We start from the raw sequence: 23716 nt of genomic DNA on the forward strand, positions 1-23716 counted from the left end.
GTACTAAACCCAACACTAAAAGCAAATGGCATTATAAATTTTTAAAAAATATTTTTACCTAATCAAAGTTTTATCTTTAATCAGTTGGATTGTAAATCTTACAAGTAAAAATTAATCGTATTAATAGAAAGTACTACTTGATAATGGTCGAGTTGAAAATAGGCACTATACAATAGTTAATTTTGTTTAATTTAATAGATAGTTACATTTGGTATAAAATAATAAATAAAATACCTGGTGTTCCGGTTAGTAAGCGTTAACGTACTACTGAGAAACGCGTTTTTATAGAATGATTGATCCAGAAGAAGAGCGAAAAGAAATACTGCGTCATTATCGCCGGCTGCTGAAATACGCCAAGCCTTTTTTAAAAGATAATGATGCTAAAATTATTAAAAAAGCTTTTAACACCTCATTAGAAGCGCATAAAAACATGCGCCGAAAATCGGGCGAGCCATACATTTTACATCCCTTAGCGGTAGCCCAAATAGCCGTTGAAGAAATTGGTTTAGGAACTACCTCTATCGTGGCGGCTTTGCTGCACGATGTGGTTGAAGATACGGAATTAGAAACAAAAGATGTTGAGCGGGAGTTTGGTAGCAGTGTAGCCCGGATTATTGAAGGTTTAACTAAAATTTCTGGCGTTTTCGATTATGGCACCTCGCAGCAGGCCGAGAATTTTCGAAAAATGCTGCTGACATTGTCAGACGATGTACGGGTAATTTTAATAAAACTAGCGGATCGCTTGCACAATATGCGAACCCTAGATAGCATGGCCCGCGACAAACAGTTAAAAATCGCTTCTGAAACCATGTATTTATATGCTCCGCTGGCACACCGGCTGGGTTTATACGCTATTAAATCGGAGTTAGAAGATTTATATTTAAAATATACAGATACCGATACTTACAAGGAAATTACGAATAAAATCCGGCAGACGAAGGTTGCCCGTAATAAGTTTATCAAGGATTTTGTAACGCCACTGGAAGAAGAACTAAAGCGCCAGGGCTTTGATTTTGAAATTAAAGGCCGACCCAAGTCTATTTATTCTATTCTAAAAAAAATACGCAAGCAAAATATCACTTTCGATGAGGTGTATGATTTATTTGCTATTCGTATCATATTAAATGTGCCCTTGGAAATTGAAAAAGCGGCTTGTTGGTCGGTTTATTCTATTGTAACCGATTTTTACCAACCTAACCCAGATCGCTTACGCGATTGGGTAAGCACGCCTCGGGCGAATGGCTACGAATCGTTGCATACAACGGTAATGAGCCGCACCGGCCAGTGGGTTGAGGTGCAAATCCGGAGCCAGCGCATGGACGATATTGCCGAAAAAGGATACGCAGCGCACTGGAAGTATAAAACAGAAGGTGGGCATGGACAAGAATCGGGATTGGAACAATGGATAAACAAAGTCCGGGACATGTTAGAAATGAATAATTCTAACGCCCTGGAGTTTATGGATGACTTCCGGAAAAATTTGTTTGTGGAAGAAGTTTTTGTATTTACTCCCAAAGGCCAATTAATAATTTTACCCGACAGAGCTACTGCCTTAGATTTTGCTTACGAAATTCATACCCAAATTGGGGCGCAGTGCATTGGCGCGAAAGTAAATCAAAAGTTGGTACCTTTAAGTTACCGCCTACACAACGGCGACCAGGTTGAAGTTTTGACATCGCAAAAACAACGGCCTTCGGAAGAATGGCTTAAATTTGCCACCACGTCTCGGGCTCGTTCTAAAATAAAAGAATACTTGCGCGAAGATCGTAAGATTAAAGCAGAAGAAGGTAGAAACTTGGTAGAAAAGCGTTTACAGCAATTAGAAGTAGAACCCACCCCTTCTAATTTAAATCGTTTATTTACTTTTTTCCACGTACCGCACCCGCAAGAATTTTATTACCGGATAGCTATCAATAAAATAGATATCAAAGATATTAAAGAAGAAATTTTTGATTATAGTTTGGTTTTGGAACGAGCCAAGAATGAACATTTTGATCAAAAAAGCTTTGATAAAGAAGTACAAAAGATCCGGGGTGTTACTTCGGATATGCTGGTAATCGGGGAAAATACCGCTAAAATTGCGTACACGATTGCTACCTGTTGTAATCCCATCCCGGGCGATGATGTATTTGGGTTCGAAACCGAAACCGAAGGGATTATTATACATCGTACTTCCTGCCCTAAAGCCGTGGAGTTAATGTCGAATTACGGAAACCGTATTGTGAAAGCAAAGTGGACGGATCAATACGAACTGGTATTTCTGGCGGGTATCCGCATTAAAGGAACCGATCGGGTTGGAATGGTGAATGACTTAACAAAAGTTATCTCGAACAGTTTAAAAGTGAATATGCGTTCTATTACTTTAGATTCGCACGATGGAATTTTCGATGGCAAAATTATGGTGTTTGTAAATGATACGAGCCATCTTGAAAAGCTTATCCAACGCTTAAACCGGGTAAACGGCGTTATCTTAGTAGAACGATTTGATTCTTAAAAACCGCCTAGTTACCTAACAATGGCACGTTTAGGAGCCTATTTGTTGTTATAGTAGGTGCTGTTTAGTTCTATTTTTTAAAAAAGTAATTACAAAAGACGTGTTAGATACTATAAAATTCAACGAAGTAAGAAAGATTTTTACGGCATACCTGGAGAGTAAAGGCTTGCGAAAAACTCCAGAGCGGTATGCTATTCTGGAAGAAATTTATTCCCGCACCGGTCACTTTGATGTAGAGTCGCTTTATATCAGTATGAAAAATAAAAATTACCAGGTAAGTCGGGCTACTGTTTACAATACTTTGGATTTACTGGTAGAAAATGACTTGGTGAGTAAGCACCAGTTCGGGCGTAATTTAGCGCAGTACGAAAAATCGTATGGTTACCGGCAGCACGACCATGTAATTTGTACCGAATGCCATAAAGTAGTAGAGTTTTGTGATCCCCGGATCCATAATATACAGACCATGGTAGGCGAACTATTAAATTTTCATATCTTGCACCACTCTTTAAATCTATACGGCATATGTGCTGATTGCCGGGCTAAAAACAACGCACAGAATACATGAAATTAGAAAGTACCGTAACAGAAGATATAGTTTACGTTCGATTACAAGGAGACTTAATAGGCAGTCCGGATTCTCAGCAACTTGTTGAATTAGTTAATAATAGTATCAGCGAAACTAAATTATTGTGTGCTGTGGATTTATCGCAGGTTCGATTTATTAATAGCAGCGGCATTGGGGTTCTTGTTTCCTTATTAACTAAGTTTCGCAATCGGGGCGGCGAAATGGTTTTAATAAACCCCTCGGAGCAAATTCGTAAACTGTTAATTATCACGAAGCTTAACAACATTTTTACAATTAAAGAAACGGATCAGGCCGCTGCCGAATTTTTAACTCAATCCTGATAATTCATTTAGGATTAAATTACTCCAAAAATTTAAAATTTATTCATCAATCACTACTTAAATGGCAGTAGATATTTTAATAGGTCTTCAGTGGGGCGACGAAGGCAAAGGCAAAATTGTGGATGTGCTGGCCCCAACTTACGATATTGTCGCTCGTTTTCAGGGTGGGCCTAATGCGGGCCATACTTTAGAATTTGGAGGCACAAAGCATGTGTTGCATCAAATACCTTCTGGTATTTTTCATCCTCATATTATCAACATCATTGGCAATGGAGTAGTGTTAGATCCAATTATTTTTAAGGCTGAAATGAAGAAGTTGGCTGACCGGAATATTGACGCTTCCCAAAACCTGTACATTTCTAAAAAGCAGCTATTATTCTGCCATCTCATAAGTTTATAGATCGAGTTTCAGAAGAAGCCTTAGGTGACAACAAGATTGGATCTACTTTAAAAGGGATTGGCCCAACTTACCAAGACAAAATTGGGCGTTCAGGATTACGGGTTGGTGATATTTTACTTTCCGATTTTAATGAGCGTTATAATCGTATAATTGAACGTCATAAAAAAACAGTCAGTTTCTATCAAAGAACTCTGGATATTGAAGAACAGGAAAAAGAATTTTTCGAAGCGGTAGAATATTTAAAAACCTTTAAGTTAGTTGACAGTGAATACATGATTAATGAGGCACTGGCTAATGGAAAAAGAATTTTAGCGGAAGGAGCCCAAGGATCGCTTTTGGATATTGATTTTGGAACGTATCCTTATGTAACCTCTTCCAATACCTTGGTAGCCGGCGCGTGTACTGGTTTAGGAGTAGCACCGCGTCATATTGGGGAAGTTTATGGTATATTTAAAGCTTATTGTACGCGAGTTGGTAGTGGCCCTTTTCCAACAGAATTGCTCGACAGTTTAGGAGAAGAAATTCGTAAAGCAGGACACGAATTTGGTTCTACAACAGGCCGCCCTCGTCGTTGTGGATGGATAGATTTACCAACGTTAAAGTATTCTATCATGTTAAATGGGGTAACTCAGTTGAACATGATGAAGGCAGATGTATTGGATAACTTTGACGAAATTAAGGTCTGCATCAATTATAAGTTACCTAGTGGGGAGTTAACGGGTATGGTACCACACCAATTTATAGAAGGAGAGTTAAGCCCTAATTATGTTACACTACCTGGCTGGCAAATAGATACAAATAAAATTACGGATTTTGACGATTTACCCGAGGCTTTTACATCTTATATTCAATTCCTGGAACAGCAATTAGACGTTCCCATCACCATAGTGAGTGTGGGGCCGGACCGGGTGAGCACGTTGCGGCGGTAGAGGTATTCCTGGTGCGGGGGTATTAAGCTGGTGGAGGTAAATTTTTCTGGTTTATTTACAGAGGTTTAGGGAATAGCGGGAGTAGGAATATGAAAAAGTTGGGTGAAAGGTTAGGAAAAGGGAAAAGGATGATGGTATCTTTGCAGACCGAAACGGAAAAAAGGAGGCAGCGGGCCTTTTACCGGAAAGTAAGGGAGAGCAAGAATAAAAAAGGGAAGGCAGGAGCTGTAGAGTTATTGTAAGTTATCGTTTTCGGTTTTATAAGCCTCTACGAACTCCAAAAAAAACTTTTTTTGGGATTTGGAAAAAGGAAAAAGGTCATTACCTTTGCACTCCCAATTCGACAACAGGTGGAAAGTGGGACCTAGGATTAGCAGAGTAGCGGTGCGAGGGAACTCTAAAGAAGGGGGTTCGGCGAGGAAGCAAAAGGTTGGCGGGACTGGTAGGAACTAGGGAGAGCGGGGCAGAAAAAAAGTTAGAATATTTTTTGTTTTCATTTGAAAAGAATAAAAAAGATGTTTAGCTTTGCACTCCCAAAAACGTTGAACGGTTTAGCGGAAAGAAGAAAGTTCTGCGGCGTGGAACTAAGCAGGGCGGCAAAAAGGTTAGTCTCTAGTGTCCCGGCAGGAAGGGAAAAGAGTTAACAACTGATCCAGTAATTAAAATACAATATACTACTAATTAGCAGTAGTACAAGATCAATCCGGCAGGGGTTGGTAGAAGTTCTTTGAATGAGTGGAAGAAGAGAATAGTAAACCGCATAAGTGCTAGATTTAACCTTACGGGGTTAGAGGGTCTTATGTTAAAAAAGAGAGCAAGGGTAACAATCCAGCGAGACAAATAAGAGTAGGAATACTCGTAATTATATCATACAATGGAGAGTTTGATCCTGGCTCAGGATGAACGCTAGCGGCAGGCCTAATACATGCAAGTCGAACGGGCTGGGGTAGCAATACTCCAGTTAGTGGCGCACGGGTGCGTAACGCGTATGCAACCTACCTTTTATTGGGGGATAGCCCGAAGAAATTCGGATTAATACCGCATAATACTGTTTGAGGGCATCTGAAGACAGTTAAAGCTGAGGCGATAAAAGATGGGCATGCGTGTCATTAGCTAGTTGGTAGAGGTAACGGCTCACCAAGGCGACGATGACTAGGGGTTCTGAGAGGATGATCCCCCACACTGGTACTGAGATACGGACCAGACTCCTACGGGAGGCAGCAGTAGGGAATATTGGGCAATGGCCGAAAGGCTGACCCAGCCATGCCGCGTGCCGGATGAAGGCCTTCTGGGTTGTAAACGGCTTTTACCAGGGAAGAAAATACCTTTGCGAAGGGAACTGACGGTACCTGGTGAATAAGCACCGGCTAACTCCGTGCCAGCAGCCGCGGTAATACGGAGGGTGCAAGCGTTGTCCGGATTTATTGGGTTTAAAGGGTGCGTAGGCGGCGTAATAAGTCCGTGGTGAAAGCCAACAGCTCAACTGTTGAACTGCCATGGATACTGTTAGGCTTGAGTACAGACGAGGTAGGCGGAATGGATCGTGTAGCGGTGAAATGCATAGATACGATCCAGAACTCCGATTGCGAAGGCAGCTTACTAGGCTGTAACTGACGCTGAGGCACGAAAGCGTGGGGAGCGAACAGGATTAGATACCCTGGTAGTCCACGCTGTAAACGATGATAACTCGATGTTGGCGATACACGGTCAGCGTCTTAGCGAAAGCGTTAAGTTATCCACCTGGGGAGTACGCCCGCAAGGGTGAAACTCAAAGGAATTGACGGGGGCCCGCACAAGCGGTGGAGCATGTGGTTTAATTCGATGATACGCGAGGAACCTTACCTAGGCTAGAATGCGCGTGACCGCCTCAGAGATGAGGCTTCCCTTCGGGGCACAAAGCAAGGTGCTGCATGGCTGTCGTCAGCTCGTGCCGTGAGGTGTTGGGTTAAGTCCCGCAACGAGCGCAACCCCTATCTTTAGTTGCCAGCACGTGATGGTGGGGACTCTAGAGAGACTGCCTGCGCAAGCAGTGAGGAAGGTGGGGACGACGTCAAGTCATCATGGCCCTTACGCCTAGGGCTACACACGTGCTACAATGGGCGGTACAGAGGGTCGCTACTTAGTAATAAGATGCCAATCTCAAAAAACCGTTCTCAGTTCGGATTGAGGTCTGCAACTCGACCTCATGAAGCTGGAATCGCTAGTAATCGCGTATCAGCAATGACGCGGTGAATACGTTCCCGGGCCTTGTACACACCGCCCGTCAAGCCATGGAAGTCAGGGAGACCTGAAGACGGTAACCGTTAAGGAGCCGTTTAGGGTAAAACTGGTAACTGGGGCTAAGTCGTAACAAGGTAGCCGTACCGGAAGGTGCGGCTGGATCACCTCCTTTCTGGAGCTGATTGTTACTACTCTTGATTGGATTACTATTCTCTTTCCCTTATTCAAACAATAATAGATTAGCCACAGCAGGTGGTTAGTCAAACAAAAAGAAGTGGTAGCACAGCTGCGTGTAAGCAAAAGAGCTAAAAGCCGGGCAGAACGGAACAGAAAAGGACTTAACAGCTTAGAAGCCGGCGCTGGCAACTCAACGAAAAGATGAGGGCTTGTAGCTCAGGTGGTTAGAGCGCTACACTGATAATGTAGAGGTCCCTGGTTCGAGTCCAGGCAGGCCCACTCTATAAAACTAGGGGGATTAGCTCAGCTGGCTAGAGCGCCTGCTTTGCACGCAGGAGGTCAACGGTTCGACTCCGTTATTCTCCACACTTAATTTAAAAGATTATACATCAGTAAAGACAGCGGGTCTTTACTACTAGATTTAAGGAACAGTTTAAAAGGAGCAAGCAGCGAGTATTCAGTGATTGATAACTTGTAACTTGCAACTTAGAACCTGCCACTTAAGCTAAAGTTCTTTGACATAATGGTAAGAGAAGAAACTAGAGTAGACAAAAATACGAGTAAAGAGTAAACGATTTTTTAAGAAAGTTACTAAGGGCGTATGGGGGATGCCTAGGCTCTCAAAGGCGAAGAAAGACGTGATAAGCTGCGATAAGCTCGGGGGATTGGCACATACGAAGTGATCCCGAGATTTCTGAATGGGGCAACCCGGCTAGTTGAAGACTAGTCACCCCGCAAGGGGGGCAAACCCGGAGAACTGAAACATCTAAGTACCCGGAGGAAGAGAAAATAAGAATGATTCCGTAAGTAGTGGCGAGCGAACGCGGAAGAGCCCAAACCATAGTTGTTACGGCAACTACGGGGTTGTAGGACCACGAGATGGGACTGAAAAAGGAAGCTAAATTACCTGGAAAGGTAAGCCAGAGAAGGTGAAAGCCCTGTCAGCGTAAGTTTTTCAGCCTTAGTGGGATCCTGAGTAGGGCGGGACCAGTGAAATCCCGTCTGAATCTGCCGGTACCATCCGGTAAGGCTAAATACTTTTGAGAGACCGATAGTGAACCAGTACCGTGAGGGAAAGGTGAAAAGAACCTTGAATAAAGGAGTGAAATAGAACCTGAAACCATACGCTTACAAGCGGTCGGAGGTCTTTCGTGGACTGACGGCGTGCCTTTTGCATAATGAGCCTACGAGTTACGCCTCTCTGGCAAGGTTAAGATTATCGATAATCGGAGCCGCAGCGAAAGCGAGTCTGAATAGGGCGCATAGTCAGGGGGGTAGACGCGAAACTTTGTGATCTACCCTTGACCAGGTTGAAGTGTGGGTAACACCACATGGAGGACCGAACCAGTTTCCGTTGAAAAGGATTTGGATGAGTTGAGGGTAGGGGTGAAAGGCCAATCAAACTGAGAAATAGCTCGTACTCCCCGAAATGTTTTTAGGAACAGCGTCGTGGTAAGAGTTTGCTAGAGGTAGAGCTACCGATTGGACTAGGGGGAGTCACATCCTACCGAATCCAGACGAACTCCGAATGCTAGTAAATATACACGGCAGTGAGGCTTGGGGTGCTAAGGTCCCAGGCCGAGAGGGAAACAACCCAGACCATCCGCTAAGGTCCCTAAATTTATACTAAGTTGAACAAAGGAGGTCCAGTTGCTTTGACAGCCAGGATGTTGGCTTGGAAGCAGCCATTCATTTAAAGAGTGCGTAACAGCTCACTGGTCGAGCGACAGGGCATCGATAATAATCGGGCATCAAGTATAATACCGAAGCGATGGATAGGTAGCAATACCTGTGGTAGGGGAGCATTCTCAACCGCGTAGAAGGTACCTGGTCATGGGTGCTGGAGCGTTGAGAAAAGCAAATGTAGGCATAAGTAACGATAAGGCAGGTGAGAAACCTGCCCGCCGCAAGACTAAGGTTTCCTGAACAACGCTAATCGGTTCAGGGTTAGTCGGGTCCTAAGGCAATACCGACAGGTTAAGTCGATGGACAACGGGTTAATATTCCCGTACTAGCTTATTAGAGTGATGTGGTGACGGAGGAGTGAAAGGTCTGCGTACTGACGGAATAGTACGTTGAAGGCCGTAGTTATATTTCTGGTAGGCAAATCCGCCGGAGATGATGAAAGCTGATAGTACACCAACCCTTCGGGGGCGGTGATATGACCCTAAGCCGACTTCCAAGAAAACCCGCTAAGCGTTTACTAATAAGCTACCCGTACCGTAAACCGACACAGGTAGTCGAGGAGAGTATCCTCAGGCGCTCGAGTGAATCACGGCCAAGGAACTCGGCAAAATGGCCCTGTAACTTCGGGAGAAGGGGCGCTTCCTGGTAGTAATACCAGAAGCCGCAGTGAAAAGGCCCAGGCGACTGTTTAACAAAAACACATGGCTTTGCGAAATCGAAAGATGAAGTATAAGGCCTGACACCTGCCCGGTGCTGGAAGGTTAAGAGGGGGGTTAGCCGCAAGGCGAAGCTCTGAATCGAAGCCCCAGTAAACGGCGGCCGTAACTATAACGGTCCTAAGGTAGCGAAATTCCTTGTCGGGTAAGTTCCGACCTGCACGAATGGTGTAACGATCTGGGCGCTGTCTCAGCCGTGAGCTCGGTGAAATTGTAGTCTCGGTGAAGATGCCGAGTACCCGCAACGGGACGGAAAGACCCCGTGCACCTTTACTATAGCTTAACATTGACTCTGGATAACTCATGTGTAGGATAGGTGGGAGACTAGGAAGCGGCGTCGCCAGGCGTCGTGGAGTCAACGTTGAAATACCACCCTTGAGTTATTTGGAGCCTAATCTGGCAACGGAAACAGTGTTTGGTGGGTAGTTTGACTGGGGTGGTCGCCTCCAAAAGAGTAACGGAGGCTTTCAAAGGTACCCTCAGCACGCTTGGTAACCGTGCGTAGAGTGCAATAGCAGAAGGGTGCTTGACTGTGAGGCCAACAAGCCGAGCAGGTACGAAAGTAGGATATAGTGATCCGGTGGTTCCGCATGGAAGGGCCATCGCTCAAAGGATAAAAGGTACGCCGGGGATAACAGGCTGATCTCCCCCAAGAGCTCATATCGACGGGGAGGTTTGGCACCTCGATGTCGGCTCGTCACGTCCTGGGGCTGGAGAAGGTCCCAAGGGTTCGGCTGTTCGCCGATTAAAGTGGCACGCGAGCTGGGTTCAGAACGTCGTGAGACAGTTCGGTCCCTATCTGTTGTGGGCGTAAGAAATTTGCGAGGACCTGACCTTAGTACGAGAGGACCGGGTTGGACGAGCCGCTAGTGCACCGGTTGTGGCGCCAGCTGCAGCGCCGGGTAGCTACGCTCGGATGAGATAAGCGCTGAAAGCATCTAAGTGCGAAACTCACCTCAAGATGAGATTTCTTTGAAGGGTCGTGAAAGATGATCACGTTGATAGGCGGTAGGTGTAAAGCTAGAAATAGCACAGCTGAGCCGTACTAATTACCCGTAAGCTTTCTTAAAAGCCCTTCGTTTCCTTTTCACTCGGATTTACTCGAGCTCTGCTTCTCTTACCTATTTATGTTAAACAATATGCTAGCTACTATGTACTAGCCTAAGAACTTTCAAACATCAAAGCGGCGTGAGTCCGCTTCTTTCCTGGTAACAGGAACGTATAGTAATGGTGGTTATAGCGCGGGTGTTCACCTCTTCCCTTTCCGAACAGAGCAGTTAAGCCCCGTAGCGCCAATGGTACTGCAATCACATGCGGGAGAGTAGGTAACCGCCAACCCCCTTTTTTCCCTTCCGCCCCAGCCTTGAATCAGGCCGGGGCGTTTTGCCTTACAACCCTTCGAATGGCAAGCCATCCCGCTCTTCTCTTTAGTATTTTAAGATCTCCTTGCTTGTTCTGCCACAGAGTCTACTCTTTTACCCCCTTCTTTTTAGAAAATTGTTCAGGAGTTTGGCGCTGCCAAAAGAAAATCAGGTAATAAAGTTTGCAAAAACATTATAAAACTACAAATAACCCGATGAAAGTGTAGTAAATACTAAAAGTAGATTTTGTAGTAGTTATTTGTTGCTGTGATATAGGTAGAATTGAAATAGTTTAACTAAAAAGTATCGGAAATTGCTTTTTATAGCTGAAAATGAGGCATCTGCGGGTGTAAGCCTGTTAACGGGTATACTACTTATATCAAAATAAAGCGGCTAGAAGCGAGATTATGATCAGTTAACGGCTACTCTGGGCTATAAGAAGCATGCTATCGGCAAATGGTTAAAGTTATACATAAAAATGGCTTATTTAAACATAATTGTGGGTAGTAAGTCCCTGGGTTCAGTGATAAAGGTTTGGACTTGCAACAAAAAAGTGGACAAAAGATTAAGCAGTTATAGGTTGTTGATTTAGTAGTTCTTCCATTTGGGCAGGTGTACGATAGCCAAGACTGGAATGTAACCTTTCGCGGTTGTACCAGATTTCAATAAATGCAAAGATGGCTCTGGCGGCTGACTTTTGATTTTCAAATTTGTTGACATACACTCCTTCCGTTTCAAGGGTTTTGAAAAAGCTCTCGGCCACGGCATTATTCCAATAGTCGGCTCGGTGGCCCATGCTTTGCCGGATCAAAAGATAAGCCTGTAGCTCTTTTCTAAACTCTTCACAAGCATACGGTACGCCTCGGCCCGAATGAAAAACCAAAGGTTTAGCTGCCGGCCGGTTCCCTATCGCTCTTTTCAAAGCAGCCACGGTGGTGTCGGTTGCTTTTATCGTTTCACTTAAGGCCCAGCCGATAACTTTTCGGTCTGCTAGGTCCAGTACCACCGTCAGGTAGAATCATCCGGTTAAGGTTTTGATATAAGTAATATCGGATACCCAAGCTTGGTCTGTTGTTGTGGCGGTAAAATTGCGGTTTATAAGATTCTCACTCATGGCATAATCGTGCTTGCAATCCGTGGTTATTTTGAACCTTCTTTTCAGCTGGGCTCTGATCTTAGCCTGCTTCATCAGGCGATCCACTCTAGGTCGGGACACTGGCATCTTTTTAGCTTTCAAGGCTTCATAAATCCGCGGACTGTCATAACACTGTTTACTTTTCTGATGAACCTCCTGGATCAAAATCAGTAAATTTTTATTCTCTTGCGCTCTTTTGGATACAGCGCCTTCCAAATACGCATAATAGCTGCTTCTGCTCACTTTCAAAACTTTGCATATCCTCTTAACCGGAAATCTGGCGCTGTGGTTGCTTATAAACTGGTAGATTTCCCGTCTCCCCTGGAGAAGACACTGATAGCCTTTTTTAGAATATTACTCTCCCGCAGTTGTTTCTTAAGCAGGGCTATCTCCGCTTATTCGGGCGTATGTTTCGGTTTACCATGACCCGGAAAGCCCCATTTCCCCTTATCTAAAGACTCCGTGCGCCAGCGAATAAATTAACTCTACTCTTATCCGCAATTCTTTGGCTAACTCATTTAAGTTATTCTTATTCTTGCTGAGCTCCACCGGCATCAGCTTAATTTCTTTGTCGAATGTTCTTCTTTCTTGTGACATACGGTTAATTTATTTATTTTCGCTTAACTCGCTGTCCGCTTAATGGTAACAAGTCCAGCTTTAATTTGTTCAAGTGTTTAGGACAGTGGAGAAGAAGAATACATGAGGAATTTTTTAAGATATTTACCTGGTAATTTAAACATGCTCTAAGATAAACATTATCAAAAATGCTTAACCCTGCTTGAAAACTACTTTCAACCATGTAGTATGAGTTCATCTTTAACTTCCTTTTATTATTTCTTAAAACTTAAGAAATAATAAAAGGAAGTTAAAAGACTTTCATGGTAATAGTATGCTTTTTTAGCTTTCCTATCAAGTTGAAGATTATCAGTAGGATATATGCGTTTTTAGATTTTTTTTATATACGATTGAATAAAATTTGCGTTTATTACGATTCAATATATGGTATCCTGATTATTAATGTGTAACTTTAAATATTAAATTGCCGTTAATCTTTAATAATCTATTTAGATTGCTTCTAATATGTTTATTCAAAATTTATTAAATTAACCTTATTTCCTGCTCTTGTTTTTCCTTTATCCCTAATATCCAATCTGTAATAAGTTTTTGCCAGTATGAAAAAGAATTATACTATTAACTCATTTGCTTACTCAACTAAATGGCGATTATTATTTCTCGCCTTTGTTTCGGTATTATCCAGTAATACTCATTTATTAGCTAAAAGCGCTGTTATAGCTGATCCTCCCTGTAGTCCTTATAGTACTTTGCCTTGTAACCAGTTAACGGTTACTTTACCATATTCCTTATCATTTAATAATAGTGTAGCAAATACTATTGCGGATAAAGGTGGTTTAGGTACTGGTTTTACAATGGTAGACACTTATACGGGTACTCGTTTATCTGCTGATGGAAGTCCGGCTAATGCCAGTATACCAGGGTATGTACCCGCTAATCTTACCTTGAGTTCTGGAACTTTAAAAATTGTTACTAATAAAGGTATTGCCTCTACTACCAGTAATAATCAACAGAATACTTTAGGTGTACGGGTAGATAGCCGTAGCAAATTGCAAATAGATGTAGCTTTAGTTAATCCTTATAACGGCACTCAGTTTGAGCAAGGTGGTTTATGGGTTGGTTTAAATGATAAAACTTTTGTTAAATTGGTAGTAAATGCCAACAAAGTTGAAATGCGTAAAGAGCTAAATGATGTAAGCACTACATCTGATCAACGAATTACTGGCATTATCAATAACTTAAATAGCCAAACAGTACGATTGCGATTGGTAATAGATCCATCTACAAATACTGCTGAAGGTTTTTACTCTATTGATGGAACTACTTATGTAAATGTTGGTGCGGCTTATTCTACTAAATCTTTAGGAATATCCGGTATGGGTTTAACCAGTAGTACTGCTTATACTGGCATTTTTGCTTCACATCGTAATGCCACTACAGCAATTACTTACACTTTTGATAATTTTAACGTTAAGTCTTTTGATATACCTAACCCATTAAACAGTAATGCTTACATGGTGTTAGAAAATCCCGATAAAATACCGTATGCCGATCAATTAACTTTTTCTCGGGTACAAATTCCTTGGCGTAGAACTAATGCCGATGGTACCTTTACTCCTTATAATGAGAATCATGACCGGGTTAAGTTAAAAATCAGTAATAAAGGAACAGGCGATCTAATTATTAACAACTTATCGCTTTCTAATACTACCGCTTGGAAAATTGAAACTTTTAACGGAGCTGCTTACGATGCCGGAACAGTACTGCCTCTTAAATTAGTTAAAGGCGCTTCTGCTGAAGTAGGACTTCAGTTTATTGCTACTAACGCCGGTAAACGTGTAGCTATTGTTAATGGTACACTTATTATAGCTTCTAATGATGATCTTGCACCGAACAAAGAAGTAGTACTTAGGGGACTATGGCAGTATAAAGGAGAAGGCGTTAATGAACCTCATGCACAAGAAATTATTCAGGCTTTTGGATTTAAAAGTAAAACTGGTTACAATCAAAATGATGGAACTATTGATGGTAAAAGCATAGTGCCCAATTCAGATGAAGTAGCCGCTGATTATTTTGTTCAAGCTGACCCAAGTCAACCAGTGGTTGTAAGCCAAATGGGTGCTTACCACGGATGCTGCAGGCAAATAGAAAATGTTGAATGGTATGATAAACAGACCGGTAGCGTTAAAAGCCTATTTTACCACAACGCACTGGATGCTCAATCTTTATTACCTCGTAAATACAATGCCACTACGGCGGCTTCTGGTACTTTTAATTCTTCGAAACCATTTGGTTTTTTAGTACAAGGTGCTTACTCCGACCGTAATAAAAACTTTGAGAAACGTATTGGTATGCGGTTCTGGAAGGTGATCGATTCTAATGGGAAAGTAATTCCCAATACTTATATTTTCGGAACGGATTACTTAGGTACCGAGTACACAAATTATGATTATCAGGACAATGTGTATTTAATAAGTAATGTGCGTTTAGAGAATGCGCCTGCTAGTGTACCGGCTCTTGTCAGTACTCCTTCGGCTCTTTCTTTTGGAGCTCTACAGACGGGTGCGACTAAAACTCTAGCTTTAAAACTAACGAACCAATCAGCTGGCAATGCTCAAATTAGTGCAGTGGAAGTAGTGGGGCCCAATTTAAATGAATTTACTGCTGTTTCTCCAGCTACAACATTGGCCGCAAATGTTTCCACAAACATAAATGTAAACTTTAGCCCATCTAGCAGAGGTTTAAAAAACGCTGCTTTGTTAGTACATTATGATACAGGTGGATCTCCTTTGCGCGTTCCCCTTTATGGCATTGCGAATGATGCAAGTGGATCTCTCGGAATTGCAAAACGTATAAAAGGAGCCGCCGATGCGAATGTAACTATCAATGGAACTACTTGGGAAGCCGATAAAGCCTACCGGCAAGGATCTATTAAATTGGATCAACAAGTTGTTGCCGGCCCAATTGCTGGTACGGATGAAGATGTTCTCTACCAAACTTACTTATCGGCAGCTACCAATTTAGCGGAAACACGTTACCAAGTGCCACTACCAAACGGAACTTATTGGGTACGGATGCATTTTGTAGAAAACTTCTTCAACGGTCCGGCAGGAACCCGTGTTTTCAGCACAACAATTGAAAACCAATTACGGCAAAATGCATTTGATATTTTCCGGGAAGTGGGTTACAGAGCAGCTTTAGTGAAAGATTTTGAAGTAGTTATTCAGGATGGAGGGCTTTCCGTTAAATTTAATCCTACTGCTAACCGGGTAGCAATTGCCGGAATGGAAATCTACAGAGTAAATGCCGCCATTGTTACTGCTGTTTCTAATGAAACGTTACTTAACAATCCCGATGCTTTAACAAAATTAACGGTTTATCCGAATCCAACTCAACCAGGAGAAACCGTACAAATTGATTTAGCAGGTTTTGCTTCTAATGAGAAAGTAAACATTTCTTTACAAGATGTAATGGGCCACCAGGTACAAAATAATCAAGTAACTACTGATGCAGCTGGAGCAGCCAAAGTGCAACTGCAAGCTACCCAACGTTTATCTGCTGGTTTATACTTAATCAACGCCCAAGGAAATAATAAAAAAGCGCAAGCTAAACTGTTAATTAAGTAACTTAAATAAATATCTATATAAAAGTAAAAGGGAACCACTATTGGGCCCCTTTTACTTTTATATCTGATAGTAATTTCTTAGATTTAAAATATCTATAACCTCTGGTAAAGTAAATCACAATACAAAAGCCTACTACAAAATAGCACTTAAAGTAACAGTCAATTCTGCCATTAATTAATCTAAAAAGTGGATGAATGCTAATTCAAAGTTTTAAAGTAATCCCTGCCAAAGTATTTTTAAAATTTTAAAAATTATTAGTTGACCATAAAGCAAGATTATCCATTACTGTGATCAATTTACTTAAGCTCTGTGAATTACAGTTAAAAAAAGAATGATTAGTTCTTACTTTGTTGCCGTATTGTTATTAGCTGGCATTGGAGGGTGTACAGTTAGTAAATTAAAAATAAAACAAAAGCAAGGTACTATCGTGTCAGTAAATGGGGTTGTATCAAAGGGTAAGCTAGGCATTACTCTACCCCACGAACATGTATTAGTTGATTTCATCGGGGCCGATCAGGTAAGTCCTGATCGTTATAATTCCGACGAGGTTTTTGTAAAAGTATTGCCTTTTCTGCGGAAAATTAAACAACAAGGCTGCCAAACCTTAGTTGAATGTACTCCGGCTTATTTGGGGCGCGATGTGTTGTTGCTCCAGCGTTTAAGCAAAGCGAGTGGCTTAACTATTTTAACAAATACAGGATATTACGGAGCAAGACAAGGTAAATTCTTGCCGGCGCATGCTTTTACCGAAACAGCTGAACAATTGGCTACTCGTTGGATAGTAGAAGCAGAACAAGGAATAGATAATACTCCTATTAAGCCTGGATTTTTAAAAATTAGTGTGGATGAGGGACCACTTTCGGTCGTAAACCAAAAGTTGGTGCAGGCAGCGGCTCTTACACATCTAAAAACGGGATTGACAATTGCCTCGCACACCGGGAATGGCGAAGCTGCCTTGGACCAGCTAGCGCTTTTGCAACAGCATGGAGTAGCCGGAAAAGCTTTTGTTTGGGTGCACGCTCAAAATGAAAAAAATACCCAATGGCATCAAAAAGCAGCTAAAGCAGGAGCTTGGCTAGAGTTTGATGGGATAAGCGAAAATAATACTGGAGAATATGTACAAGTCCTACAAAACATGAAAGCAGCAGGATTGTTGAACCAGGTTCTAATTTCGCAAGATGCTGGATGGTATCACGTAGGAGAGAAGCAAGGTGGCGCGTTTCAGGACTACGAAACATTATTTTCCACTTTTATACCCGCACTTAAAAAAGCAGGCTTTACCCAAATTGAGATAAAGCAATTATTAGTAATTAACCCTGAACAGGCATTTTCGACATCTGTAAAAAAGTAAAAATTTAAAAAATTGTCGAGATTATATAATAACTAGTTATTCGTTAATAGGTGTTCTTTTTAAAATGCTACTTAGTTAATGATCATTTTGCTGCTTTAAGTATTGTTTTAATATATCTTAGTTTACGTGCTTATGAACTAAGATAAACTAAACTCACAAAAATTTAAATTTTACCTGCTAAGTAAATACGAGTAAATTCTTTGTCTTTGCGGAGTTTTTTAAATGCCTTATGAACATGATTAATGACGGATTGATAGTTTAAGGCCATCAAATCCGCAATTTCATCAAATTCTAAATTTTCATAATATTTCAAATAAATAACCTCCTTCTGGCGCTTCGATAAAGTATTCAGCAGATTAGAAATATGCAGTCGCTTTTCTGAACTAGCTTCTTCTAAAATAATTACTTCTTCTTCCGAGAACGCAATGTTTGGTTGTTTGCTTCTAAAAATACTTACCCGTAAATAATACCTTTTATCTTGCTCCAGATGCCGAATAATTCCCCGGCGTAAAGATTTTAGCAAATAAAATTTGATAGCCTGAACATGGCCAAGTTGCTTCTTGTTTTTCCAAAGAGAAGCAAAAAGCTCCTGAATGGTATCCTGTACAATTGCTTCTGAGTTCGTAATCTTTAGGCCATAGTAATACAGGTCATTAAAAAACTTGAAGTAAATATAAGAGAAAGCTAATTCCTCTCCTTTTTTAAAATCATTCCAAATCTCAGCGTCTGGTTGCTTAGAATAATCTACAATGTAATTTTCTTTTGGTTGGGTAACTACCAAATGCATAATACAAGTTTAAATCGTAATAGTTTATAATAGGCAAAAGGTAAAATGTAAATTCAAATTTGAAAAATACTAATACTATATTAATTAAAGCTTTTCATATAATCAAATACAACAATATTCTTTTTGTAATATTTTAATATTGTTTAGGTAAAAGGATGTTTAATTTAAATTATTGTAATATATCACAAGTTATCCTGCTGATTTAGCAAAAAATAATGATTCTCCTGCCAAGCTACGGCTAAATCTGCGCAAATACTTTATATAACGTAGCTTATCTAAATGTAATTTTTAAAAAATTTAATGTTCGGCGTTTTCTTGGTATAAAATATCTGCCTCTTGGTAGAAAACCAAAAAATACAAGAAGAGCCAAGCGCACCGGAATTAATGGTACTTAAAAAAAAATAAAAAAAATTCTAAAAAGAGAGTATCCAATTCAGGGAGCGTGCTCTGGTTTATGAGAGTATGGTAAAGTTTTATCCGAATATGCTTTGTATTAAAAAAGAAAGGTAAGTGAAGAAGATAATATTTAGTAGCGGCAAAGCAATCAGGAAGTGCCAAACCCTTTACTTAGAAGTGGATTTATTAGATATGAAATTTTCTGATTACAAATTAAAGGATTTTATACAAGATGAATCCTTTAAAAATTGGGTAAATAATACCGTACCAGACGATATGCTGCAATGGGAAATGTGGTTAGATAATAACCCACACAAACGCCCAATAGCTAACGAAGCTGCCGCAATTATTCGGGGAATTGCTTTTAAAAAGAAACAGGTTTCGCGACAGAAAATAGATGCAGGTTGGCAGCAGGTAATCAGTAAAATTGCTCAATCTAGAGATGCAGAAGCTATAATTCCGGTAAAAAAAGATGAATGGCGCGCAGTTTGGCGAATGGCTGCTGTATGGGTAGGCTTATTGGTAGTAGCTACGGCAAGCTTTTACTTTTATAAGAGCAACAGCAAACTGCAATACCAAACAGGTTTTGGAGAAACCACTACTATTATATTACCCGATAAATCTACGGTAGTGCTGAATGGTAATTCTAAATTAACCTTAATCAATAATTGGAGCTTCAACAAAGACCGGGAAGTATGGTTGGAAGGAGAAGCTTTTTTTAGCGTGTTAAAAAAGCCCGGCCAAGGCAACGCCCGGTTTTTAGTGCACACCGGCGATATGGATGTAAAAGTACTCGGTACAAAATTTAATGTTACGAACCGCAAAGCCAAAACGCGAGTAGTGCTAAACTCTGGTAAAGTGCAGTTAAGCGCGCAAACGCTAGCCCCGGGTAAATCTGCCATAATGCAACCCGGCGAATTAGCAGAATTACGGTTAGACAAAAAGGAGTTTGTAAAGAAAAAGGTAAACCCGCTGATATACTCCTCTTGGATTCATAAAAAGTTATTGTTCGATGATACATCTATCCGCGATATAGCGGCTTTGCTGGAAGATAATTACGGGTTCCAGGTTAAATTAAATGATCCAGCCATTATGGACCGGAAACTAACCGGTGAGGTGTATGTGGAAGATGTAGAAACATTATTAAAAGCGCTCTCCAAGTCCTTTCAACTAGATATTGCTCAAACCGGCAATGTTCTGGTGATAAAAGGAAGATAAACTGTAAATACCAATTACTATAATCTAAAATAAACCATTAACCAAAGTTTGCTATCGAAAATGACTACAAAACGAACAAAGTTGATTTTCCGGAGCGTGTGTTGTGCCGTAGCAATGGCATTTGTGCAGGAGCAATCCCTGGCGCAAACCATTGTACTGGCCAATAACCAAACTACCGGGCAGCAACGTAGCCGATCTGAACTGAAAAAGACAGTCGCGCTAACCGAAGTGCTGCAAAATTTACAAGCAGAGTACAATGTTTCTTTTTTATACGAAAAAAAGAATCTGGAAGGAAAGTACATTTCTACTTCGCAGATTGCTTATTCTGATAAAATAGAAAATACCTTGGGTAAAGTATTACCAGGAACCGAACTAACCTTCGAAAAAATTAATAGTAAAACGTACGCGATTGTGAGCGGCGAAAGCAATACAACTAATCTTACTGCTGCTAACACTACCGGAAAAAGCGAAACGGAAAAGCTTGATTATTTCAATCTGCTTTTCGTTGATTATAATAAGAGCAATCGTCCGGATGTAATTAATTACCGCGCTAAAACCGCACCTGTTTGGCAAATATCGGGCAAAGTAGCTTCGGCCAACGGCGAAGGCATGCCGGGTGTAACCGTTTTATTAAAGGGTACTTCTACTGGTGCTACTACTTCTCCGGATGGTAATTATACCTTATCGGTGCCAGAAGCACCCGGTACTTTGGTTTTCTCCTTTATTGGATTTACTACCCAGGAAAAAGCTTTCACTGGACCGGGTACCGTTAATGTAACTTTAGCCGAAGATGCTACCGCTCTGGAAGAAGTTGTGGTAACGGGTTATACTTCTGAAAAAAAACGGGATATTATTGGCTCAGTATCCGTAGTAAAACCTACCGAATTACTACAAACTCCTGCTGCTAACCTGCAAGCGCAGTTACAAGGCCGGGCGTCTGGGGTAACCGTAAGTGGTAATGGCCAGCCGGGCGCGGGTGCTAAAGTACGTATCCGGGGTTTTGCTTCTTTTGGTAATAACGATCCATTATACGTAATTGATGGCGTACCAACCGATAACCCTTCTACCTTAAATCCGCAAGATATTGAATCATTACAGGTTCTGAAAGATGCCACCTCAGCTTCTATCTACGGATCACGAGCCGCGAATGGGGTAATCATTGTTACTACCAAACGTGGTAAAGCTGGAACTTCTAGTATTTCGTTCGATTCTTATGCTGGCGTACAGGTAATCCCAGAAAGCTCCATGCCGGAAATGTTGAATACCGAGCAATATGGGCAGTATTTGTTTACTTCCCGTAAAAATGGTGGAGTACCTACTACGAGCCCAATTTTTGGAAGTGGTGCAAATCCAGTAGTGCCTGGCTACTTAATTATTAGTCCGGCTTATAAAGGTGGAGTTGCTGCCGATGACCCACGGGCAAATCCAAGTAATTATAATCTGGCCATTGGCGATGCAAATAAGTTTTATCAAATTCTTAAAACCAGTCCCGGAACCAACTGGTTTAAAGAAATAACCCAGCCAGCTCGTATTCAAAGCCACCAGCTTTCGGCTAGCGGTGGTACCGAAAAGGGGACTTATGCTTTAGGTGTAAACTATTTTAATCAGGAAGGAACCATTGTAAATACAGGCTACGACCGATTTACAGTGCGAGCTAATACCACATTTAACCCGGTTAAAAGAATTCGGATTGGCGAAAATTTGCAAGTTTCTTACGAAGACAGACAAGGTGGCAGTGAAGCTGGAGAAGGTGGAGCCTGGGCACAAGCCTACCGGATGGTGCCTTATTTACCAGTTTACGATATTAATGGTGGTTTTGCTGGTAATGGGGTAACAGAATCAGGCAATGGTAGTAGCCCTATTGCTAACCTGGCGCGTAACAAGGATAACAAACAGTATGGCTATAAAGTATTTGGTAATGTTTACGGTGAAGTAGATATTTTAAAGAACTTAACCGCGCGGACTTCTTTCGGGATAGATTATACGAACGAGTATCGTGGTACTTACAATGCTGTTACCTACGAGCGTTCCGAAAATAACTCGGTAGATGCTTTTACCGAACGCTTTGGTTATTTTAATACCTGGACCTGGACTAACACCTTAACTTACAACCAAAAATTTGGTGAAAATCATTCTTTAAAGGTGTTAGGAGGTGTAGAGGCTATTAAGGGTTCTGGCCGTGGTATTAATGCTAGCAATACCGGTTATGATTTTGGACAGGTCGTTGATTTCCGTTCTATCCAAACTGGTAACGGAATACGGTCAGCTACAACTTATAATATTGGCCAAAACATCGGAGGTTTACCCATCGGGGGTGCTTCTTCGCTTTACTCCTTATTTAGCCGCGTAGATTATGGTTTCCGCGATAAGTATTTGTTTAATGCTACTATCCGTCGCGACGCTTCTTCTAAATTTGGTCCTTTATCGCGAGTTGCAGTATTCCCAGCTTTTGGGGCGGCCTGGCGCATATCCGACGAAGCCTTTATGCAAAGTTTGCCGGTATTTACTGAGTTAAAATTACGCGGTGGTTGGGGTCAAATGGGTAGCCAGCGGAACGTAGATGCTATTAACCAATTTACTACATTTGCTTCCGGCCAAAGAGAATCTTGGTATGCTATCGATGGTCAGAATAACGGATCTACTACTGGATATCGTCAATCACGGCTAGGTAACTTAACTAGTAAATGGGAAACTACCGAAACCACCAATATTGGTTTAGATGCGTCTTTCCTTAATGGCCGGTTTAATGTTACTGTAGAAGGGTACAATATTGAAACTAAAGATTTATTAATTGAACAGGTACGCAACAACTTATCACCAGAAATTGATCAACCTAGAGTTAACGTTGGTAATATGCGTAACCGCGGGTTTGACATCAATTTAGGTACCACCGGCAATTTTGCCGGCGACTTCCGGTACGATGCTAGCCTTAACTTCACCCGTTATACCAACGAAATTACTAAGTTGGCAGAAGAAGGACAAATTATATATTTAGGAGCTAGCCGTTTAGGCAATGTTATTGCCATTGAAAAAGGGCACCCTATGTCCTCCTTCTTCGGATATCAAGTAGATGGTATTTTTCAGAATCAGGCCGAAGTAGATGCTGGTCCAGCCATGCAATATAAAACTGTCGGTTCTTGGCGCCTTAAAGATTTAAACGGAGATAATAAAATTGATGATGCTGACAGAACCCACATTGGTAACCCTATCCCTAAGTTTCAATTAGGAGGTAATTTGTCCTTGGCCTATAAGAACTTTGATATTTCTACTTTCTTGTTCTGGAATTATGGCAATGATCTATTTAACTTTACCCGCTGGTTTACCGATTTAAGAGGTTTCGTAGGTGGTGTGAGTACTCGAGTTTTAGAAAATTCTTGGACCCCGCAGAACCCGGGTGCTACCCTGCCGATTATTAGTTCCAAGGACACCTATTCTTCGTCTATTTCGTCTAGCTATTTTGTTGAAAAGGGTTCTTATTTTAGAATGAGAACGCTACAAATTGGTTATAAAATGCCAGCCTCTTTCGCCAACAAATTACGGTTAAATAACTTTAGAGTTTATTTACAAGGCCAGAATTTATTTACTATTACAAAATATACGGGTGCTGATCCTGATATTAGTATTGTGGGCGATAATAATGCTACTGATAATGATCGTTTTATGGGTGTTGATCAGGCAAATTATCCTAACTCCCGACAATTTATTATTGGTATTAACTTAGGCTTTTAACTGCTGGTT

General features: G+C 41.3%; 10 protein-coding genes, 2 tRNA genes, 3 rRNA genes and 2 pseudogenes. 13 read left to right on the plus strand and 4 right to left on the minus strand.

Annotated elements, in window-relative coordinates; translation table 11 throughout:
- Positions 1-289 precede the first annotated feature (289 nt).
- The 9 genes and pseudogenes from AHMF7616_RS01710 to rrf all read left to right on the plus strand — a co-directional run bounded on the left by AHMF7616_RS01710 (position 290) and on the right by rrf (position 10869).
- Complete coding sequence (locus AHMF7616_RS01710) at positions 290-2494, plus strand: RelA/SpoT family protein (protein WP_115371317.1); 2205 nt, start codon at positions 290-292, stop codon at positions 2492-2494.
- Between the two features lie 100 nt (positions 2495-2594).
- The gene (locus AHMF7616_RS01715; RefSeq protein ID WP_115371318.1) at positions 2595-3062 is read left to right on the plus strand and encodes a Fur family transcriptional regulator; all 468 of its coding nucleotides are present in this window, start codon (positions 2595-2597) and stop codon (positions 3060-3062) included.
- A complete protein-coding gene (locus tag AHMF7616_RS01720; protein ID WP_115371319.1) occupies positions 3059-3403 on the plus strand; it encodes an STAS domain-containing protein in 345 nt (114 codons plus the stop codon). The genes AHMF7616_RS01715 and AHMF7616_RS01720 overlap by 4 nt, the downstream gene beginning before the upstream one ends.
- Positions 3404-3464: 61 nt before the next feature.
- Positions 3465-4732: pseudogene (locus AHMF7616_RS01725) on the plus strand (adenylosuccinate synthase).
- Positions 4733-5603: 871 nt separating this feature from the next.
- Positions 5604-7124: ribosomal RNA gene (locus AHMF7616_RS01730) — 16S ribosomal RNA — on the plus strand.
- A 210-nt stretch (positions 7125-7334) separates the two neighbouring features.
- Positions 7335-7408: transfer RNA gene (locus tag AHMF7616_RS01735), tRNA-Ile, on the plus strand.
- 13 nt (positions 7409-7421) lie between these two features.
- Positions 7422-7495, plus strand: a tRNA-Ala gene (locus AHMF7616_RS01740).
- A gap of 215 nt (positions 7496-7710) precedes the next feature.
- Positions 7711-10600: ribosomal RNA gene (locus AHMF7616_RS01745) — 23S ribosomal RNA — on the plus strand.
- A gap of 157 nt (positions 10601-10757) precedes the next feature.
- Positions 10758-10869: ribosomal RNA gene (gene rrf, locus AHMF7616_RS01750) — 5S ribosomal RNA — on the plus strand.
- Together the 16S, 23S and 5S rRNA genes with 2 tRNA genes alongside form the textbook arrangement of a ribosomal RNA operon.
- Before the next feature lie 588 nt (positions 10870-11457).
- Here rrf and AHMF7616_RS01755 read toward each other — a convergent pair.
- The 3 genes and pseudogenes from AHMF7616_RS01755 to AHMF7616_RS26275 form a co-directional block, all read right to left on the minus strand.
- On the minus strand, positions 11458-11898 hold the full coding sequence (locus AHMF7616_RS01755) for an integrase core domain-containing protein (RefSeq protein WP_158546070.1): 441 nt from the start codon (positions 11896-11898) through the stop codon (positions 11458-11460).
- A 153-nt stretch (positions 11899-12051) separates the two neighbouring features.
- A pseudogene (locus tag AHMF7616_RS27890) lies at positions 12052-12270 on the minus strand (IS3 family transposase); the annotation flags it as partial.
- Positions 12271-12474: 204 nt separating this feature from the next.
- Positions 12475-12624: a hypothetical protein gene (locus tag AHMF7616_RS26275; protein ID WP_158546072.1), complete on the minus strand. Its 150-nt coding sequence runs from the start codon at positions 12622-12624 to the stop codon at positions 12475-12477.
- Between the two features lie 575 nt (positions 12625-13199).
- On the opposite strand from AHMF7616_RS26275, the gene AHMF7616_RS01765 reads away from it, so the two are divergent.
- Together AHMF7616_RS01765 and AHMF7616_RS01770 are read left to right on the plus strand one after the other, a co-directional pair.
- Entirely contained in the window at positions 13200-16226 is a 3027-nt protein-coding gene (locus AHMF7616_RS01765) for a malectin domain-containing carbohydrate-binding protein (protein WP_115371322.1), read from the plus strand.
- 331 nt (positions 16227-16557) lie between these two features.
- On the plus strand, positions 16558-17577 hold the full coding sequence (locus tag AHMF7616_RS01770) for a phosphotriesterase family protein (protein ID WP_115371323.1): 1020 nt from the start codon (positions 16558-16560) through the stop codon (positions 17575-17577).
- Positions 17578-17740: 163 nt separating this feature from the next.
- On the opposite strand, the gene AHMF7616_RS01775 is transcribed toward AHMF7616_RS01770, so the two are convergent.
- On the minus strand, positions 17741-18364 hold the full coding sequence (locus AHMF7616_RS01775) for an RNA polymerase sigma factor (protein ID WP_115371324.1): 624 nt from the start codon (positions 18362-18364) through the stop codon (positions 17741-17743).
- A 588-nt stretch (positions 18365-18952) separates the two neighbouring features.
- Between AHMF7616_RS01775 and AHMF7616_RS01780 the strand changes: the two genes are divergently transcribed.
- Both AHMF7616_RS01780 and AHMF7616_RS01785 read left to right on the plus strand, forming a co-directional pair.
- Positions 18953-19978 carry a FecR family protein gene (locus AHMF7616_RS01780; RefSeq protein WP_115371325.1) on the plus strand — a complete coding sequence of 342 codons (1026 nt, stop codon included), beginning with the start codon at positions 18953-18955 and terminating at the stop codon, positions 19976-19978.
- A 60-nt stretch (positions 19979-20038) separates the two neighbouring features.
- On the plus strand, positions 20039-23707 hold the full coding sequence (locus AHMF7616_RS01785) for a SusC/RagA family TonB-linked outer membrane protein (RefSeq protein WP_115371326.1): 3669 nt from the start codon (positions 20039-20041) through the stop codon (positions 23705-23707).
- Positions 23708-23716 lie beyond the last annotated feature (9 nt).

The organism is Adhaeribacter pallidiroseus, assembly GCF_003340495.1.
Classification (GTDB): domain Bacteria; phylum Bacteroidota; class Bacteroidia; order Cytophagales; family Hymenobacteraceae; genus Adhaeribacter; species Adhaeribacter pallidiroseus.

Coding starts and splice junctions, on each gene's coding strand:
- AHMF7616_RS01710 (WP_115371317.1), top strand. CDS start 290: ATGATTGATCCAGAAGAAGAGCGAAAAGAAATACTGCGTCATTATCGC.
- AHMF7616_RS01720 (WP_115371319.1), top strand. CDS start 3,059: ATGAAATTAGAAAGTACCGTAACAGAAGATATAGTTTACGTTCGATTA.
- AHMF7616_RS26275 (WP_158546072.1), bottom strand. CDS start 12,624: ATGTCACAAGAAAGAAGAACATTCGACAAAGAAATTAAGCTGATGCCG.
- AHMF7616_RS01765 (WP_115371322.1), top strand. CDS start 13,200: ATGAAAAAGAATTATACTATTAACTCATTTGCTTACTCAACTAAATGG.
- AHMF7616_RS01770 (WP_115371323.1), top strand. CDS start 16,558: ATGATTAGTTCTTACTTTGTTGCCGTATTGTTATTAGCTGGCATTGGA.
- AHMF7616_RS01775 (WP_115371324.1), bottom strand. CDS start 18,364: ATGCATTTGGTAGTTACCCAACCAAAAGAAAATTACATTGTAGATTAT.
- AHMF7616_RS01780 (WP_115371325.1), top strand. CDS start 18,953: ATGAAATTTTCTGATTACAAATTAAAGGATTTTATACAAGATGAATCC.
- AHMF7616_RS01785 (WP_115371326.1), top strand. CDS start 20,039: ATGACTACAAAACGAACAAAGTTGATTTTCCGGAGCGTGTGTTGTGCC.